Source organism: Bellilinea sp., from assembly GCF_053501535.1.
In genome coordinates this window covers 1-18290 of record NZ_JBRCOK010000032.1, presented here as the reverse complement: position 1 = coordinate 18290, position 18290 = coordinate 1, and the positions used below count along the sequence as shown (strand labels likewise).

Sequence of the window (18290 nt, the reverse complement as noted above, 5' to 3'; positions counted from 1 at the left end):
CCTGGACGCCTGTGCCGATCTTCACCAACACCTTCACCGCAACGGCAACCTCCAACGCCACCGCCACCCCCACCGCCACCCCCAGCCCGTATTCCTGCGCGGTGGTCAAGGTGGAGCCGAAAGCCGGCAGCAAACTGCCCTACCGGGCTGACTTCGACGCCCGCTTCACGCTGAAGAACAACGGCAGCAAAGACTGGCTGGCCGCCAACGTGGACTTGAAATACGTCAGCGGTGAGAAGATGCAAAAGTACGCCGACGCAGTGGATTTGGGCAAAGATGTCAAACCGGGTGAAGAATACACCTTTGTGGTGGACATGCTCGCCCCCGATAACGCCGGCAGCTACAAAGCCACCTGGAATCTGGTGGACAGCAGCAACGTGTACTGCTCGGTGACCATCGAGATTCAGGTCACCCGCTGACACACCGCCCGGTCCGCCGCCCATTCACGACCCATAAATAGTCTGAATTCGGCTCATAGGGAAAACCCGCCGGTAGGATAACGGATCCACGCTTTCACCTTCCCCAAACGCGTCGCGGCGCGTTTGGGGAAGCCACAAGGGGGTTTTCTCAAAGTTCCTTGACAACCCTGAAACTTTGTATCGAAACTTGAATTGTGGCGAAACGACGCCCACCCACCTCCCCCAATATCGCTTTGGCGATATTGGGGGAGGCGCAGAAGGGGGCAAAAGCGCTCAATTGGACGCATCAGGGGATTATTAAAAACAGACATCGGTCAGCACCCGCCGGCTGCTGTTTGACCGTTTTCGACTTTGAGAAAGCCGTGCCAGGAGGGGCTTTATGCTTTGACGAAGCGGCGCGACTCGACTATACTAGAATTATCTGCACGGGCGTATTGCCTTCGCCCATCTTCGTTCTACCCCAATCCATTCATTTTTAAGAGGAGGGATGTGTTTCTATGGCAGCCGAAAGCACCTTCAAGCTGACGTACGCCACCATGTTCAACCCGCCCGAGGAACTGCACCAGAAGTTTGAAGCCGCTCTGGCGCAGGTTCGCGCCAGCCTCGGCAAAGAACACGCCATGATCATTGACGGTCAGGATGTGTATGCCGATGAAAAATTCGAAGACCGCAACCCGGCCAACACCGATCAGGTACTGGGCATCTTTCAGAAAGGCACGGCCGAACACGCCAACCGCGCCCTGGCCGCCGCCCGCAAAGCCTTCCCCATGTGGAGCCGCATGAAGTGGCAGGAGCGGGTTGCGCTGGTACGCAAAGCCGCCGACCTGATGGATCAGCGCATCTACGAAATGGGTGTGGTCGTCGCCATGGAAGTCGGCAAAAACCGCATGGAAGCGCTCGGCGATGTCGCCGAAACCGCCGACCTGTTCCGCTATGCCTGTGACCGCATGGAAGCCAGCAACGGCTTCATCACCGAAATGGGACGCGACCCGCTGGTCGGCTTTGAATCCACCAACCTGTCGGTGCTGCGCCCCTACGGGGTGTGGGTGGTCATCAGCCCGTTCAACTTCCCCTGCGCGCTGACCGGCGGCCCGACCGCCGCCGCACTGGTCACCGGCAACACGGTGGTGATCAAGCCCGCCACCGATACCCCGTGGACCGCGCGCCTGATTGCCGAATGCCTGCGCGATGCCGGCATCCCCGACGGTGTCTTCAACTACGTGACCGGGCCGGGCAGCACGCTCGGGCAGGCGTTGATTGACAGCCCCGAAGTGGACGGAATCACCTTTACCGGCTCTTACGACGTGGGCATGAAAATCTTCCGCGATTTTGCGCAGGGGCGCTGGGTGCGTCCCACCATACTGGAACTGGGCGGCAAGAACCCCGCCATCGTCAGCCGCCACGCCGATCTGGAAGACGCGGCGGTCGGCATCGTCCGCTCTGCGTTTGGTTTGCAGGGGCAAAAATGCTCGGCCTGCTCGCGGGTTTTTATTGAAGAGCCGGTGTACGATCAGCTGGTGCAGCGCCTGGTGGCGCTCACCGAGAAACTGACCATCGGCGACCCGACCGACCGCAAGGTGTACCTCGGCCCGGTCGTCAACCGCAGCTCCTACCGCGACTACCAGCAATTCTGCGAAGACCTCAGTCAGCACGGCAAAATTCTGACCGGCGGCCGGGTGCTCACCGAAGGCGAGTATGCCAAAGGCTACTTCTGCACCCCCACCCTGGTAGTTGACCTGCCCGCCGAACACCCGCTCTGGAAGCAGGAAATGTTCGTGCCGATTACCACCATTGCGCCGGTACGCAATCTGGAAGAAGCCATGCAGCGCGCCAACGATGTGCAGTACGGCCTGACCGCCGGCTTTTACGGCACCCCCGAAGAAGTGGACTGGTTCTTCGACAACATTCAGGCCGGCGTCACCTACGCCAACCGCCTGCAGGGCGCCACCACCGGAGCCTGGCCGGGTTATCAGCCGTTTGGCGGCTGGAAGGGCTCCGGTTCCAGCGGCAAAAACGCCGGCGGCGTGCACTACCTGCAGCTGTATATGCACGAACAGATTCAAACCCGCGTTCGCCGCATCTGACACAACCCAACGGGGCAGGGCAAATCACCGCCCTGCCCCATCACCAGGGCAGAGATGCTGGTCAACCGTGTGGGTGTTTTCTTTCTGCTGGTCGGCGGTTTCCTCCTGTTGCTGTTCGTCTTTTCGGCGCAGAGTGAAACCGGCGGCGTTTCGGCGTTGTTCCTCTGGGGGGTGATCTTCTTCTTTCTCGGCGCCATTCTGTGGTGGCGCAGCCCAAAACCGCCCAAACAACCCGCCGAGCGCTTCCGTCTGCTGCGTCAGGCCGGTAAAAAGAAAGGCAAAGGTGGAGAAACACCCGCCACCCGCGAAAAAGACCAGCGCCGCCGCCCCGGCTCCGGCTAAAATTCCCCTCTGGTACAATACAGACATGACCAACAAATTGTGTTCCCTCACGGAAGCCATTGCTCAATTCGTCCATGACGGCGATACCATCTACGCCGCCGGTTTCACCCACCTCATTCCGTTTGCAGCCGGACACGAGATCATCCGGCAGGGGCGCAAAAACCTCACCCTTGCCCGCGCCACCCCCGACCTGATTTACGATCAAATGGTGGCGGCCGGCTGCGCCGACAAAATCATCTTTTCCTACATCGGCAACCCCGGGGTCGGCTCGCTGCGCATTGTGCGCGCCGAAATCGAAGCCGGACGGCTGGCATGGGAGGAGTACTCGCACTTCAGCATGATCTCCCGCCTGCAAGCCGGCGCAGCCGGTCTGCCCTTCATGCCGATGAACCCGACCGCCGCCGGTGATCTGGAACGGGTCAACCCCAATTACCGCCGCGTAAAAGACCCCTACACCGGCAGGGAAGTGGTTACCGTGCCGCCGCTCACCCCGGATGTCGCCATCGTCCACGTTCAGCGCGCCGATGTGTACGGCAACGCCCATATTTGGGGCATCATCGGCGAGCAGAAAGAAGCCGCCTTTGCCGCCCAACACGTGATTCTGACCGCCGAGGAAATCGTAGATGAGGCTGTCATCCGCTCCGACCCCAACCGCACCGTAATTCCCGACTTTGTGGTGGATGCGGTCTGTCCTGTGCCGTACTGCGCCCATCCTTCCTACACGCAGGGTTATTACGACCGCGATAATGCCTTCTACCTGGAATGGGACAAAATCAGCGAATCACCCGCTGAAACCCAGCGCTGGCTGGAGGAGTGGGTGTTTGGCGTGCGTGACCGCGCCGAATACTGGCACAAACTGGGTGAAGAAGTCCACCGCCGCCTGAGCGTGCGCCCGCGTCTCAGCCATCCCGTCAATTATGGAGATTACTGATATGAACTACACCGCCTCCGAATTGATGACCGTCAACGCCGCCCGCCTGCTGCGTGACGGCGACCGCGTCTTTGTCGGCGTGGGGCTGCCCAATCTGGCCTGTAATCTCGCCATGCGCACCCATGCCCCCAATCTGGTGATGATTTACGAAGCCGGGGTGATCGGCGCGCGCCCCTCCCGTCTCCCGCTTTCCATCGGCGACCCCACCCTGGTTTCGGGAGCCTGCTCGGTGGTCGGCATGTACGATATTTTCAGCCTGTACCTGCAGCGCGGCTACGTGGATGTGGGTTTCCTCGGCGGCGCGCAGATTGACCGGTACGGCAATATCAACGCCACCGTCATCGGCGATTATCACCAGCCCAAAGTACGCCTGCCCGGTTCGGGCGGCTCAATGGAAATTGCCGCCTGGGCCAACCGCTGCTACATCATCACCCCTCACCAGAAACGGCGTTTTCCGGCGCAGGTGGACTTTCGTACCTCCGCCGGCTTTTTGGGCGGCCGCGGCGAGCGCGAAGCCAGCGGCGTGCGCGGCAAAGGTCCGCAGGCAGTGGTCACCGACCTGGGCATTTTGCAGCCGGATGAAACCGGTGAACTGGTGCTCACCGCTCTGCACCCCGGCGCCACGCTGGAACAGGCTCAGGCAAATACCGGCTGGCCGTTGCGGGCTGTACGGCAGGTGCAGATCACAGAGCCGCCCACTGCTGAAGAATTGCGTATTTTGCGCGAAGAACTCGACCCGCAAGGAATTTACCTGAAAGGATCATGAGCACAACCCCCATTCCCACCCTGTTTACCGTTTCTTTTCCGCCCGAGCTGCTGGAAAAGGTGATTCAGGTTTCTCCGCGCATCCGCCTGATGACCCACATCGTGCGCAGCGCAGAAGAAATCCCCGCCGAGCTGTGGAAACAGGTCGAAATCCTGTACACCGACCGCATCCTGCCCGATCCGGCGCTGGTACCCAACCTGCGCTGGGTGCAATTTCACTTTGCGGGGGTGGATCACGTTGCCAGCCACCCGTTGATGGGCAAAAAGGACATTCAAATTACCACCCTGAGCGGAGCAGCCGCCCCGCAGGTGGCAGAGCATGTTCTGCTCATGCTGTTGGCCCTCGGCCACAAAATCCCCGAACTGGCCGCATTTCAGGCGCGCGCCGAGTGGCCCAAAGACCGCTGGGAACGCTTCCGCGCCCTTGAACTGCGCGAAAGCACGGTCGGCATCGTTGGCTACGGCAGTATCGGGCGCGAGGTTGCCCGCCTGCTGCACCCGCTGGGTACCCGCATTCTGGCCGCCAAACGCGATGTGCGCCACCCGGAGGATCATGGCTACACCCCGCCCGGGCTGGGGGATCCCAACGGCGACCTGTTCACCCGCCTGTATCCCATTCAGGCTCTGCGTTCGATGTTGAAAGAATGTGATTTTGTGGTGGTCTGCCTGCCGCTCAGCCCGGCAACCCGTGGTCTGATCGGCGAAGCCGAGCTGGCTGCCATGAAACCGTCTGCTTTTCTGGTGGATGTCAGCCGTGGCGGGATTGTCAATCATGCCGCGCTGATTGCCGCCCTGCAGGAAAAGCGCATCGCCGGCGCCGCGCTGGATGTCTTTCCCGAAGAACCGCTGCCCCCTTCCAGTCCTTTGTGGAAAATGCCGAATGTGATCATCACTCCCCACATTTCCGGCATCAGCGCCCATTACAGCCAGCGCGCTATGGATCTCTTTCTGGAAAACCTGAAACGGTATTTGAGCGGGAATTTGCTGTATAATCTGTACGATCCCGAACTGGGGTACTGAAAACTGACCCGCACCTGCTCATGATTCGTGTTGTTTTCTTCGATCTTGGCAGCACCCTGATTTATTTTGATGCCTCATGGCTGGAGGTCATGCCGCGCGCCGCCGCGGAATTGACCGATGCCCTGCTTCGCAGCGGAATAAACCTGCCGCGCGAGGATTTTACCCTGCGTTTTCTCCATCGAATTCAGGAATATTACCAGCAGCGCGAAAGCGAATTCATCGAGTACACCACGCAGCGCATCCTGCAGGACCTGCTGGCAGAGTTGGGCTTTTCTGCTCCCGCTCCGCTGCTGCGCCGCGCGCTGGACCGGTTCTATGGCGTCACCCAGTCTCACTGGCGCGCCGAGGAGGATGCCCACCCCACCCTTAACCTGCTTTTGCAGCAGGGCCGCCGTCTGGGGCTGATTTCCAACGCCAGCGATGCGCTGGATGTGCACACCCTTGTGGATAAAGCCGGGCTGCGGGGTTATTTTGAGCAAATCCTCATTTCGGCGGAGGTCGGCGTCCGCAAACCCCACCCGCGCATCTTTCAACTGGCGCTGGATTACTTCCACATCGGCCCCGACGAAGCGGTGATGGTCGGCGATACCCTCGGCGCCGATATTCTGGGAGCCAACCAGATTGGCATGCGCAGCATCTGGATCACCCGCCGCGCCGATACCCCCGATAACCGCGATCACCTCGACACCATCCAGCCTTCGGCAACCGTCGCCACGCTGGCAGAAATTCCGCCTTTACTGGAGCGCTGGTCATCCCCTCCCCCGGAATCATCGGCTTGAAAAAGACCGGAGTCCTTCCCTATCTGGCGCTGGTCAGCGGTATTCTCGCGCTCAGCCTGTCCTCCCTGTTCGTGCGCTGGGCAGATGCGCCCGGCGCTGTGACCTCGTTTTACCGCATGGCGGTTGCCTCGCTGTTTTTTCTGATGGTCTTCCTGCGTCAGCCGGCCGCCACCCGTCAGTTCGAACGGCGCTGGCTGTTTCTGCCGCTTTTAGGCGGGTTGTTCACCGCCTTAGACCATGCCACCTGGGCAACCGCCATCAATTTTACGCGGGTCGCCAACGCCACCCTGATGAACAACCTTGCCCCGCTGTGGGTGGCACTGGTGGCTTTCCTGCTCTGGCGGGAGCGTCTGGGTTTACAGTTCTGGCTGGGGCTGGTCATGGCGATTGGCGGGGCCGCGCTGGTGTTGGGCAGCGATTTTCTTGCCCGCCCGCAGTTGAATCAGGGCAACCTGCTGGCTGTGCTTTCCAGCCTGTTTTACGCCGCCTATTTCCTCACCACCCAGCGCGGACGCACCCACTTCTCTACCCTGACCTATGTATTCCTCATCACTGCGGTTTCCAGCATCATCTTGCTGGCGGTCAACCTGCTGCTCGGCAACCCACTGTGGGGTTACTCCACGCCCACCCTGCTGGCTTTCCTCGGCGCAGGGCTGATTTCGCAGGTCATCGGTTACTTTTCGGTAGGGTATGCGCTCGGTCACCTGCCGGCTTCACTGGTTTCGCCGACCATGATCGCCCAGCCGGTGCTGACTGCGTTGATGGCCATTCCGCTGGCCGGTGAACCGCTGCTGCTGCCGCAGTGGATTGGCGGGCTGATCGTATTGAGCGGCATTTATCTGGTCAACATCAGCCGTCAAAAGCAAACCCCTGCACCCTTGCATAAACCCAGCCCGGCAAGTGATTGATTTTCAACCTCAAGGGGGTTATACTGACAAACATGGATGAAACTGCGCTCTCTGCCATTCGCGCCGAAATGCCCGCTTATCTCAGCGTTGATGTGGAAACCGCCGGCCCAACGCCCGATCAATTTGCGCTGCTCTCGATCGGCGCCTGTACCATTTGCCAGCCGCGTCAGACTTTTTATGTGGAATTGCAGCCAGACCGCGAATCGTTTGATCCTCAGGCCATGGCCATTCACGGTTTGGATCTGGATGCCCTGCGCCGCAACGGTCTGCCGCCCGACCGCGCCCTGTTGAAATTCGAGGAGTGGGTGCAGCAGGTAGTCCCGCCGCCGCACAAGCCCATTTTTGTCGCCTTCAATGCCCCCTTTGACTGGATGTTTGTACACACCTATTTCATGCGCTACCTGAAACGCAATCCCTTCGGTCACAAAGCGCTGGATATCAAGGCGTTTTATATGGGACTGAGCGGTCAGCCATGGGAAAAAACCACCGGCAGTCACCTGCACCGCCTCTTCCGTCAGGCTGACGGCCTGACCCACAATGCCCTGCAAGATGCGCTCGATCAGGCAATCCTTTTTGAGAACATGCTGGCCATGCTTGAACGAGATAAACCCAATTCTTTTCCTGTAAGGGAGGTCAGCGATGAGTAACCAAAATCTGGAAAGCCCCAGCCAAAACCTGAAAAAGATTATCGAATCGGCGCGGCGCATGGGTGTTGAACTGGATGAAAACGAGGCCTTGCAGTGGCTGGCTGCAATGGGCTCCATGCGAAAAGAGGATGACGTTGCCATTGATGTGCGTCAGGGTGTTTTTGGCCACCGCATCACCCTGCTGGATTTCAGCCCGGAGCGGTTGGAGTACTTCCGCCGGGTGGGAAAGCTGGTCGAGTTTTCGGATGTCCCCGGTCTGGTCGAAACGGCACTGGCGCTTTCCGGTTCGGCCGCCCAGTCCCGCATTCAATCCTACCCCGGCGATGCCGACTTCTTCGAGCGCGTCAACATCAAAGCCGCCACGCGGGAAGAAGCCTGCCGAGTGCTGGCGAAAATTATGCGTGAAAAAGCGCTGGCTACGGCGCGCGGGGATACCTATCAGTTGATTGAGGTCAAGTTTGGCTCTTACCCACAGGATGTGGAACACAAGGGACGCCTGCATAAAGCCGGTGCGCCCATTGCCTGGAGCCCGGCAGAAATTGCAGCCGGCAGCCTTTCCGAAACCTACCTGCAGGGCGAGCCGGTCGCCATCACCTGGGAGGATGCAGCCCTTGATCCCGGCTGGTGCAAACTGGACTGGGTGATTGCCGATCCGATTGACCAGACCCTCGTCAATGCCAGCAACATGCTGGATGTGACCTGGGAAGCGCCCGACGGCAGGATCACCCCACTGGATGGCTACCTTGACCCGTATTTTCAGGAAGTCTATCTGGATGCCGAGTCCATTCCCATTTTTACCAAACTGGCTAAACAGGTGGACAGCAACGCACTGGATGATTATGTGGCTGCGCTGGAAAAAGAGGTTCGCAAATATGTGACCTCATCTCCGAACTACGGCAAGGCCGCCAAGCGCATGTACAACATCTTCCGCCTGACCGGCAAATACGAAGAGGCCGCCTACCTGCGCGAATTGTTTGACGAACCCGCCACGGTGCTGTATCAGATCTGGTCTTTGATTCGCACCATTGACGATACCTTCAGCGCCGGTTCCAGCCTGCCGTTGCAAACCTTGCTGCACGAAACCGACCGGCTGATCGTTACGGTTGTAGATGTACTGGAAGGTGAGAAGGAAACCGAAATCGTGCGCATGCTGCTCAAGCTGCGCAGCATCCTGGGCAATGAAGTGCCGGGACAGGAACTTTCGCCCCAGGCGGAAGCGGCGCGTGACGAGGTTATCAATCTGGTCAACAACTTCTTCTACGAAAAATTGACCGGCGTCCCGCAAATCAAAGAATATATGGAGCAATTGGCCCAGAAGCCGAAATAATCAATCGCCGCTCAAACGCAGGCGCTCCTCCATCAACGCGCAAAACGCCTCCACCACACGCGGATCGAACTGACTGCCGCTCAGCGAGCGGATGTAGTCAAGCGCTTCCTCCGCCTTCCATGCCGGGCGGTACATGCGGTCATCGGTCAGCGCATCCCACACATCCACCACCGCAAAGATGCGCGCCGCCAGTGGAATTTCCTCACCCCGCAAGCCGCGCGGATAGCCGCTCCCGTCCCAGCGTTCGTGGTGAGCATAAGGAATATCCAGCGCCGGTCGCAAAAATTCAATTTGCGAAAGCAGATTGTAGGAATACACCGGATGCATTTTCATCACCTGCCATTCCTCATCCGTCAATCCAGAACTTTTCTTGAGGATGCTGTCCGGAATAGCCATTTTGCCAATATCGTGGAGAATTGCCCCGCGGCGGATGTGAGTCAGGGTTTCGCCGCGCAGTCCCATGGCAGCTGCCAGTTCTACCGCCAGTTCCGCCACGCGTTGAGAATGCCCCTCGGTATTGCCGTCGCGCATTTCTAAAGCCCGCGCCCAGCCGGTGATGGTGTCATCGTAAGCCAGAATCAAATCCTGGTTGGCAGTCTTGAGATTTTTGAGCAATTGAGCGTTGTCAATGGCAATCGCAGCCTGATCGGCCAAAGCTTCAACGAAGTTCATCCACGCCGGGTCAACGTCCCACGTCATGCGGTGGAAAATTTCCAGCACACCCTTGACCTGATCTTTGGAAATCAGCGGCAGCGCAAGGTAAGAAACAAAACCTTCTTCGCGGATGCGTTCGGGATTCCACAGATAATCTCCCCCGCCGTTGAGGTTTGCAACGCGCACCGTTCTCCGTTTGAGGGCTGCCTGTCCGGCAAACCCCTCCCCCAGCCGAATCCGCAGCCCATAATCCAATCCCCGGCGAAAGCCCTGCCCGGCAGCATAGGTAAGTTCCTGCGACTCACTTTCCAAAAGCAGAATACTGGCCGCATCTGCGCCCAGCTGAACGGTGGCCTGTTCCAGCACCACCCGCAGGGTGGTGGTCAGGTCAAGGCTGGCGGTAATCGCCATATCCACCGCCCGCAGCGCCGCCATGTGGCGCAACTGCTGCTGAATCTGCTCTTCGGCACGGCGCTGCTCGCTGATATCCACAAACATATCCAGCGTAGCCGGTTTACCGTCCCATTCAATCACCACCGCATGAACCTGAATCCAGCGCACCTGACGCTCACGGTTGATCAGGCGAAAGGCATAATAAGCTGGCACATCCTCACCGCGCAAACGCCGCTGATAGCGATCCATGACCATCAGTAAATCATCGGGGTGAACCAGCTGCGCAATTTTGATACCAATTAACTCCTCCAGCGGGTAGCCGGTAATCGCCGCCGCCGCGCGGTTGGCAAATACCAGTTCATCACCGCAGGAAACCACCACCCCTTCACTGGCATTTTCGACCAGTAAGCGGTATTTCTCTTCACTCTGCTTGAGTTCGCGGGTGCGCTTTTCCACCTGCTGGCTGAGCGACCACGACAAGCCGGCGCTGATCAGCAGCATTCCGCCAACCACCCCCAGTCCAATCAGCAGCGGACGGTAGGCTCCTGCCGACGGCGTTTCGTACACACCAAACCATTCTTCTTGTATCTCGCTCAATTTTCCGCTGGAACTGACCAGATACAAACCTTCATTCAGGCGGGCAAGCAGCTCTTTGTTGCCGTCTTTCACCGCAATGCTGTACTTGCGTGACTGCACATCCGTCCCAACCCGGCGGACATTCCTCAACCCCAGCTCCGAAATCAAGAATTGTCCCTGCATACGGTTCAGCAGGGCAGCCGGGTAAGCTTCTTCGTTGACCAGCCGCAGCGCATTGACAATGTCCTGCACCAGGATGACTTCCCCCGTAAAGCCTTCTTCACGCAGGTACTCCTGCATCAACCCGCCGGCCTGCACCACAATGGCCTCATCTTCAAGGTCTTTCAGCGAACGCGCCGAGGAATTGGTTGGAACAAACAAATCAAACGTGATATAGGTGTATGGAATGCTGAAATCGTAATCTTTTTCGCGCTCGCTGGTGGGCACCATTCCCATCAGTAAATCATATTTGCCATCCAGCAATCCCTGGCGCACTTCGCTCCACGGGCCCAGCGTGATCTCAACCTCATATCCCATCTCCGCGGCCACGGAGCGAATGAGATCCACATTAAAACCGGTTGGGATACCGTTGTTCAAATACTCATAGGGAGGATAACTCTGATCCCCACCCACGCGCAGTACACGGCGTGGTTCGGCCTCTCGAACGGAAAGGAGATATTGTGGCGTTGCCTGCTGAGCAGAGGCACTTGCCACATGCCAGCCGGTTTGAGAAAAACCTATCCAAAATAATCCCCCTAAAATAAACAGCCAAAAACCCAATAATCTTGCTATTGGTCTAACCATAATCCTGCTTACTCAAAGGATGCTGTCTGACAATTTTCCGTATCTGATTATACAACGGTTGCAGGCGGGAATACATGTTTAAATACACCCCATGATACAACTCGTCATAGAGGGCATGCACCTTAACATCCGGCTCAAAGGTATCCCCGGTGCGGGTCATCTGGCTGACTGCGCTTTCAAAATCCGGGTACATTCCCAGCCCCACGGCCGCGTCTATAGCCGCTCCCAGACCAGAGGCTTCGTAGATATGCGGCCGCGAAACCGGCAGCCCAAACACATCCGCCGTGATTTGCATGGCACAGCGGCTCTGGCTGCCACCGCCCGCTACCCGGATCTCACGGATTTTGACACCCGTACGCTGCTCGGTACGTTCTTTGCCCTCCCGCAGGGCATAAGCCAGTCCTTCCAGAATCGCGCGGTAGAAATGGGCGCGGGTGTGCACATCTCCAAACCCAATCACTGCGCCGCGCGCTTCGGGGCCGGGCACTTTCAGACCCGGTGACCAGTACGGCTGCAGCACCAGCCCTTGCGAACCGGCCGGCACCAGTTCCACCAGATGGTCGAACAATTCCTCCGGCTCCACGCCCAGCATCTCGGCTTGCTGCTGCTCGGGCAGTCCAAATTCCTGCTTGAACCATGAGACCATCCAGAAACCGCGGTAAATTTGAATTTCCAGTGAGTAGGCCCCGGGTACCGCCGAGGGATAGGGAGGAATCAGCGGAATAGCCTCCACATAGCGGCGATGGGTGGTGTTAATCGTTGCGGTCGTTCCATAACTCAGGCAGGCAACCTGCGGCTGAACACACCCCGCCCCAATCACCTCGCAGGCTTTATCGGCTGCGGCGGCAATCAAGGGCAGGCCGGCGGGGATGCCGGTTTCGGCAGATGCCTGAGTCGTAATTTCACCCAGCAAGCCGGCAGCCGGCACCAGCTCCGGCAGAATGGCAGGATCCATCGGCACAGCCTGCCACTTCCAATCCAGCGGGCCGGCCCAGCATTGTTTTTTATAATCGAACGGCAGGTAGCCTACCTGACAGGCTACCGAATCGACAAATTTTCCGGTCAGGCGGTAGGTTAAGTAACCGGAAAGCAGCAGGTACTTATTCGTGTTTTTCCAGATCTCCGGTTGATGAACGCGCAGCCAGTTGGCTTCGGCTTCTGCTTGCAGGTAGGCCACCGTTTCGGTCATGCCGGTCAGGCGGAATGCCAGACCCCACAACCCTCCCACGGGCTTCAAACCCTCGGTGCGGCGCTGATCCAGCCAGACAATTGCCGGTCGCAGCGGTTTTCCCTCGCGGTCCAAATTGATCACCGTGGAACGCTGCGTGGTCAGGGCTACCCCGGCAATTCTCTCCCGCTGAACACCGGGCAGTTTCCACAAGCCCTGACAGGCACGGCAGACCCCCTGCCAGAACACATTGGGGTCCTGTTCGGCAAGCCCCGGCGCTGGTGAAACATACGGCTGAATCGGAACACGGTTTTTGGCGATCATGTTGCCCTGCGGGTCGAAGATCATCGCCCGAATGCTCTGTGTACCGTTGTCAATTGCCAGAATTTGATCTTTTTCCATGCACCGCCTCATGTAACCAGAATGGATTATGCCTGGCAGGAACTCACCCTGCGGGGGTTTATTTTAACGTCAATTCGGGATAAATCATTTTTGCATCAACTTTTGAATTTTCGTCCCCCTCCCGCCTCCCCCAAAATCGCAGGGGCGATTTTGGGGGAGGTGCAGGTGGGGGTAATGCTCACTGCTAGCCATGTTTTGATCTTATCCCGAACTCACGTTATTTTACACCCGCTTGAGGTATCGTTCCTGCAGCCGCTGGAAAAATTCAGCCATCCATTCATTGGAAGGCAATTGACCGCTGTGTGTTTGCCTTTCCAGAAAACTGCACAGTTCAGCGCTCTGCCGATCCCCCAAAAAACCACAGGCCGATTTAAGCGAGTGAGCAATTTCTCCGGCCTCTTCCACCGCACCGGCGTGCAGGGCTATGTTCAGGCGCGGCAGGCTGCGGGCAATTTCCTGGCGGAAAAGATCGCTGATTTCCTCTCCCTCTTCGCCCAGCTCCTGCAGGATGCTGCTGCTTGCACCCCCCGCCACCGTTGAGGTGACTGACCCGCCCTGCCGCTGTTTTGAAACCCTGCGAAGCGTCTTCTTCAACTGATCCAGGGTGAGCGGTTTGTGCAAACACTCATCCATGCCCGCTTCCAGGGCCTGCTGACGCATTTCATCGAAGGTAAAAGCCGTCAGTGCAACCAGATAGGGCTGCTGCCCCGCCGGCAAAAGGCTGCGGATGCGGCGCGCCGTTTCCAAACCATCCATTTCCGGCATCTGCACATCCAGCAGCACCAGGTCAAACGGCTGAGCTTGGAGCAAAGCCAGCGCTTCCGCTCCGCTGGCGGCCCCGCCGGCCAGGTAACCCAACTGTTGCAGAAAAAGCAGGACCACCTTGCGATTCAGCCCATTGTCATCCACCACCAGCACTTGCAAGGGATAACGCTGCGAAAAATCACTCATCGCAACCGGTTTTTCATCCCCCATTTTCAAACCGGCTGCCTGCTGAACAGGATCGCGGGTGAAAATTTGCTCCAAAGTTGCGGTCAATTGAGAGAATTTGACAGGCGTGTAAATTACGGCAACAACCTTCAATTCTTCCTGGTCAACGGACTTCGGGCTGCCATACGGTTTCATCTGAAGCCATAGCGATTGATCAGATACAAGATGCTTCCAGCCCTCGGCAAATTCCATTTTAGCCTGCTCACCCTGCCAGTGCTGATCCACCACGCCAACATCGTAGGGCTGACCGCTTTTCAAAAAATCCAGCGCCTGAGTGTGACCGACCGGGCTAAAGGCTTCCATGCCGCGCCGGGCAGCAAAACATTCCAGCATCCGCCGGGTATTGGCATCGTGGCTGAGAATGAGCAGTTTCTTCCCCTTCAGGCGGGGATATTCCGGCACGGGCATCTCACAGGGGAACGGTGCTACAAACTGAAAAGTAGAACCCTCACCCGGCTGGCTTTCCACCCAAATTTTGCCGCCCATGGCCTCCACCAGCCGGCGGCAAATGGCCAGCCCCAATCCTGTTCCCCCAAAACGTTGAGATACCTCGCTGCCCGCCTGAGAAAACTCCTCAAACAGCAAGGGGAGGCGTTCCGGGGGAATACCAATGCCGGTATCGGCAACCCGAAAATGCAACTGTACTCGCCCATCCGGCAGGGCTTCCCCTTCTCGTTCAACCGAGAGATTGACCCCCCCGCTTTCGGTGAACTTAACCGCATTGGCAAGCAAGTTGACCAAAATTTGTCGCAAACGACCTTCATCCCCCCGCAATCGGCAGGCAACTTCAGCTCCAATCCAGAAAGTCAAATTCAACCCACGCGAACTGGCTTGCGGGGCAACCATCTCCAAAGCATCTTCCAGGCAGGTTTCCAGATCAAATTCTTCATCCTGTAACTGTACGCGCCCGGCTTCAATTTTGGAGTAATCCAGTACTTCATTTACTACGGTGAGCAGTGTACTGCCTGCCGTGCGAATTGCCTGCACATAATCGGTTTGGTCTGCCGAAAGGCGGGTATTCAACAACAGGCTGGTCATTCCCAGTACGGCGTTGATGGGCGTGCGAATTTCATGGCTCATACTGGCCAGAAAAAGTGATTTGGCTCGGGTGGCATCTTCGGCAGCCTCTTTTGCCTGCCGGAGGTTTTTTTCCATCTGACGAAAAGTGCTGATGTCCTGCAGGAGAATCAATCTGCCAGCCGGCCCTCCCCACCAGGTGGACATCTGCCAGGTTGCCAGCCGCAAGGTTTTCACCATACCCTGCCGGTTGATTTCCAGCTCCGCTTCGAATCGTTCCCGCTCACCAGCCTGTCCGAAAATGCCCGACCATTCGGGAAAATACTCCCTTAAAGGCACACCGATGGCTTCGCGCATGGCAACCCCCAAAAACTGCTCGGCGGCCGGGTTGAGATCAACAATTCGTCCGGCACGATTGATGACAATCACACTATCATCCATCGCCTCCAAAATCAACGTGCGTACCTCCGGTACCACATCCAGCATGCGGTAGCGAAACACGCCCAGCGAGAGGATCGGCACACTGACCGCAAAAGCCAGTGAGGTGATGTGAATGTTGCGCCAGGGTGTCGGTGTTAGAAAAAGATAGATAGCGGTCAGCAGCGGTAGCATAGCGCCCAGCAGCAAAATCAACACCTGCTGGCGGCGGTAAAAATGGGTGTGGAAAAAGTAATCAATCAGCAACCCCAAACAAGCCAGCGCCGTGAGTGAAGTGTAGATCATAAAAAAATGGAAGGCTGGGCCGGGTTGGTAGCCCATCACCACAAAACTCTGATAAATTTCAAGTCGTGGATTGCTGTAAAACCAGTTGTGCAGTGAATTGGTCGCCACCAGCAGCCAGAGTAGGCTACATGCCAGAATGGTTAGGGTTAACCATGCGCGCGAGAAACGGGACTTTCTGCCCGTGTATTCCAGTGTGAACCATAAAAAGCCAACCGGCATCATCAGGATGCCAAAGTACTTTAAAATGTAAAATCCCTCTTTGACATTCAGCGGGATGCTGACCATTTCAAACATGTAAAATAACGTGTACAGGCCAATACCCATACTCAACACGCCAAACGGACGGGCAGCCGGTACAGTCTTTCTCAGGTTCGAGTAGGCTGCCAGCGTAAAAGAGAGAACAGCCGCAAAATTAAGCACAACCAGATAGAGGGCAATTTGGGTATTCATCCAGTGAACAAATCATTACGGTATCAGAGAATAAAAATAAATGTCCCCCAGGGTGGTCACAACCGCTATTCGAGTTTGATCGGGTGAAAACCGAATTTCCCGCACTGGCACGCCAACTTCTATCCGATTCAAAACACTTCCATCCTTAACCTGCTGAAGGGTAACCACACCACTTTTATCTGCCCACAGGATGTTTTCGCCATCGGCAGAAAATGCCAGTGCGGTGAAAGTACTCTCGGTCTGAATTTCGGCGACCAGCCGGCCGGAGGGAATTTCCCAAACCCGCACCGGCGGCAAGGCGGCTGCAGTCATCATCCGTTTGCCATCCGCGCTGAGCGCCAGCCATTGGACGGGCTGATCCAGTACGCTTTGTTGAAAGATAGGCTGGCGGGTTTGTAACCCCCAAATGATCACCTGCCCATCGAACAGCCCGGCCGCAATTGAACCGCTCTCCGGTGAAGCAGTCAAACGTTGAATGGGAGAGGGGGCACGCAACAGGTCGCCATCTCGCTGCTGAATGCCCAATGACCAGATTTCCACGCTTTGCAGATCACTCTCATAGACCAGCGTCAGCAAGTCAGAGGTGACAAAATCGAACATGCCAATCCAGCTGCCGGGCAAACCGCTGGGCGGCGGCGATTCAATCTCCAAATTCCATTCCGGCAGCGACCATGCCCACAGCAATTGACCGGCGCAAACCGTACGATCCACCGCCGGCGAAATTCGACAGAGGGCTTTACTGCCTGCCAGGTCCACATAACGCAGTGTTCCGTAATTCTGCGGGTCGTATGCCGAAAGCCCGCCGCCCGCCGAGACCACCACAAATGTATCGTCGGGTGACCAATCAAAAGAATTGACCTGCGTTCCGCTCAGGTAAATTCCCGGCGGTGGCGGCGTGCCGGTGATCTCTTCGACTTCTTCGGTTGCTTCTACTTCTTCGGTAGCCTGCGGAGTGATGATCACCTGGGTTTCGATCACCGGGGTTTCCTGCGGCGGCTGATAATTCAACTGGGTGGGAAGCGGCTGCAAACCACTCAACCGCAGCGGGCTGTTGGGGCTGAACCAGAGGGTAAATACCACCACCCCCAGCACTACTGCAAACAGGAGGATACCCAGAATCGCCCCCCAACGAACCGGGGATACCTTTTGTCGCACGACACTTGCCGGCGCAGGCGGAACTTTTTGAGCCTGTTGGCGCAATTGCTCAATGGCGGCCGTTTCAACAAAGGGGGTTACACTCGGCTGCTCACCATCCGATATTCCCCGCAGCGGAAAAGCTTCCTGCTCAGTTTCTTCACCCTGGACGAAGGGTGGTGGTTGGCTTTCTTCTTCAGGCAAGACCACTTCATCTCGCAGCAAGAGCAGGCTTTCAAACCCGGCCGGTTCTTCGGCGGGCGGTGGTGAAACCGGCGGGGGGGAGGGCTGGCCCGGTTGGAATACTGCTGGTTGTGATGGTTTTTCAACCGTCGGGGGCGGTTTGTGAGCCGATTCCAGCACCTGCAGGGCTTTGCGGGCTATCTGGCTGTCCGGAATTAACTTCAAGCATTGTTTGAGGGTGGCGATTCGTCGAGCATCGTCCGGCATGGTATCCGCCAGCCAGATCCACGCCATTTCATTGGTCGGCTCTTTCTGCACCAGTTGCAGCAAAATCTGCCGGGCAGTTTTCTTGTCTCCCGCCCTCGCCAGTTGGATTGCCCTGTTCAGATCCTGAGAAGACATGGCTGCTGTTTCCCTGTCTTAATCATTATACCTTATGTCTAAAAAGGGGATTTCCCTATGGGGAGATGATTAAGCCCGGCAGCATTTCGCTTACCGGGCCTGTCTACTTCTTACTCCAATGAACTTAATCAGGCTTTCTGCATCACCAGTTTGCGCACTTCTTCCAGTTTTC

At 57.4% G+C, this 18290-nt stretch carries 14 protein-coding genes; 10 read left to right on the top strand and 4 right to left on the bottom strand.

What is annotated here, in order from left to right; genetic code table 11:
* From ACWIZX_RS03540 to ACWIZX_RS03495, 10 genes are all read left to right on the top strand, one after another.
* A partial coding sequence (locus tag ACWIZX_RS03540) for an NBR1-Ig-like domain-containing protein (protein ID WP_448334832.1) occupies positions 1-419 on the top strand: 419 nt, incomplete at its 5' end.
* Positions 420-916: 497 nt separating this feature from the next.
* Complete coding sequence (locus ACWIZX_RS03535) at positions 917-2503, top strand: aldehyde dehydrogenase family protein (RefSeq protein ID WP_448334831.1); 1587 nt, start codon at positions 917-919, stop codon at positions 2501-2503.
* A 54-nt stretch (positions 2504-2557) separates the two neighbouring features.
* Positions 2558-2845: a hypothetical protein gene (locus tag ACWIZX_RS03530; RefSeq protein WP_448334830.1), complete on the top strand. Its 288-nt coding sequence runs from the start codon at positions 2558-2560 to the stop codon at positions 2843-2845.
* A gap of 25 nt (positions 2846-2870) precedes the next feature.
* A complete protein-coding gene (locus ACWIZX_RS03525) occupies positions 2871-3776 on the top strand; it encodes a CoA transferase subunit A (protein ID WP_448334829.1) in 906 nt (301 codons plus the stop codon).
* Between the two features lies 1 nt (position 3777).
* Positions 3778-4542 (top strand): CoA-transferase subunit beta, encoded by a 765-nt coding sequence (locus ACWIZX_RS03520; RefSeq protein ID WP_448334828.1) that lies wholly within the window; start codon positions 3778-3780, stop codon positions 4540-4542.
* Positions 4539-5561 (top strand): D-2-hydroxyacid dehydrogenase, encoded by a 1023-nt coding sequence (locus ACWIZX_RS03515; protein ID WP_448334827.1) that lies wholly within the window; start codon positions 4539-4541, stop codon positions 5559-5561. Before ACWIZX_RS03520 ends, ACWIZX_RS03515 begins: the two co-directional genes overlap by 4 nt.
* Before the next feature lie 20 nt (positions 5562-5581).
* Positions 5582-6340, top strand: a complete 759-nt coding sequence (locus tag ACWIZX_RS03510; RefSeq protein WP_448334826.1) for an HAD family hydrolase — start codon at positions 5582-5584, stop codon at positions 6338-6340.
* A complete protein-coding gene (locus ACWIZX_RS03505; protein WP_448334825.1) occupies positions 6337-7248 on the top strand; it encodes a DMT family transporter in 912 nt (303 codons plus the stop codon). The genes ACWIZX_RS03510 and ACWIZX_RS03505 overlap by 4 nt, the downstream gene beginning before the upstream one ends.
* 32 nt (positions 7249-7280) lie before the next feature.
* Positions 7281-7895 (top strand): 3'-5' exonuclease, encoded by a 615-nt coding sequence (locus tag ACWIZX_RS03500; RefSeq protein ID WP_448334824.1) that lies wholly within the window; start codon positions 7281-7283, stop codon positions 7893-7895.
* Positions 7888-9222, top strand: coding sequence for a hypothetical protein (locus ACWIZX_RS03495; RefSeq protein WP_448334823.1), 1335 nt, complete (start codon positions 7888-7890; stop codon positions 9220-9222). The genes ACWIZX_RS03500 and ACWIZX_RS03495 overlap by 8 nt, the downstream gene beginning before the upstream one ends.
* Here the strand turns inward: ACWIZX_RS03495 and ACWIZX_RS03490 are convergent, their stop codons facing one another.
* The 4 genes from ACWIZX_RS03490 to ACWIZX_RS03475 form a co-directional block, all read right to left on the bottom strand.
* Positions 9223-11649 carry an HD domain-containing phosphohydrolase gene (locus ACWIZX_RS03490; RefSeq protein ID WP_448334822.1) on the bottom strand — a complete coding sequence of 809 codons (2427 nt, stop codon included), beginning with the start codon at positions 11647-11649 and terminating at the stop codon, positions 9223-9225. It abuts the gene before it with no gap.
* Positions 11642-13219 carry an FGGY-family carbohydrate kinase gene (locus ACWIZX_RS03485; protein ID WP_322791510.1) on the bottom strand — a complete coding sequence of 526 codons (1578 nt, stop codon included), beginning with the start codon at positions 13217-13219 and terminating at the stop codon, positions 11642-11644. Before ACWIZX_RS03485 ends, ACWIZX_RS03490 begins: the two co-directional genes overlap by 8 nt.
* Positions 13220-13441: 222 nt before the next feature.
* Entirely contained in the window at positions 13442-16399 is a 2958-nt protein-coding gene (locus tag ACWIZX_RS03480) for a histidine kinase N-terminal 7TM domain-containing protein (RefSeq protein ID WP_448334821.1), read from the bottom strand.
* Between the two features lie 15 nt (positions 16400-16414).
* Positions 16415-18118 (bottom strand): hypothetical protein, encoded by a 1704-nt coding sequence (locus ACWIZX_RS03475; protein WP_448334820.1) that lies wholly within the window; start codon positions 18116-18118, stop codon positions 16415-16417.
* Positions 18119-18290 lie beyond the last annotated feature (172 nt).

What these genes read in the sequence shown, in the direction of transcription:
- ACWIZX_RS03525 (WP_448334829.1), top strand. Translation starts at nt 2,871, where the DNA reads ATGACCAACAAATTGTGTTCCCTCACGGAAGCCATTGCTCAATTCGTC.
- ACWIZX_RS03485 (WP_322791510.1), bottom strand. Translation starts at nt 13,219, where the DNA reads ATGGAAAAAGATCAAATTCTGGCAATTGACAACGGTACACAGAGCATT.
- ACWIZX_RS03535 (WP_448334831.1), top strand. Translation starts at nt 917, where the DNA reads ATGGCAGCCGAAAGCACCTTCAAGCTGACGTACGCCACCATGTTCAAC.
- ACWIZX_RS03500 (WP_448334824.1), top strand. Translation starts at nt 7,281, where the DNA reads ATGGATGAAACTGCGCTCTCTGCCATTCGCGCCGAAATGCCCGCTTAT.
- ACWIZX_RS03490 (WP_448334822.1), bottom strand. Translation starts at nt 11,649, where the DNA reads ATGGTTAGACCAATAGCAAGATTATTGGGTTTTTGGCTGTTTATTTTA.
- ACWIZX_RS03495 (WP_448334823.1), top strand. Translation starts at nt 7,888, where the DNA reads ATGAGTAACCAAAATCTGGAAAGCCCCAGCCAAAACCTGAAAAAGATT.
- ACWIZX_RS03530 (WP_448334830.1), top strand. Translation starts at nt 2,558, where the DNA reads ATGCTGGTCAACCGTGTGGGTGTTTTCTTTCTGCTGGTCGGCGGTTTC.
- ACWIZX_RS03475 (WP_448334820.1), bottom strand. Translation starts at nt 18,118, where the DNA reads ATGTCTTCTCAGGATCTGAACAGGGCAATCCAACTGGCGAGGGCGGGA.
- ACWIZX_RS03520 (WP_448334828.1), top strand. Translation starts at nt 3,778, where the DNA reads ATGAACTACACCGCCTCCGAATTGATGACCGTCAACGCCGCCCGCCTG.
- ACWIZX_RS03480 (WP_448334821.1), bottom strand. Translation starts at nt 16,399, where the DNA reads ATGAATACCCAAATTGCCCTCTATCTGGTTGTGCTTAATTTTGCGGCT.
- ACWIZX_RS03515 (WP_448334827.1), top strand. Translation starts at nt 4,539, where the DNA reads ATGAGCACAACCCCCATTCCCACCCTGTTTACCGTTTCTTTTCCGCCC.
- ACWIZX_RS03510 (WP_448334826.1), top strand. Translation starts at nt 5,582, where the DNA reads ATGATTCGTGTTGTTTTCTTCGATCTTGGCAGCACCCTGATTTATTTT.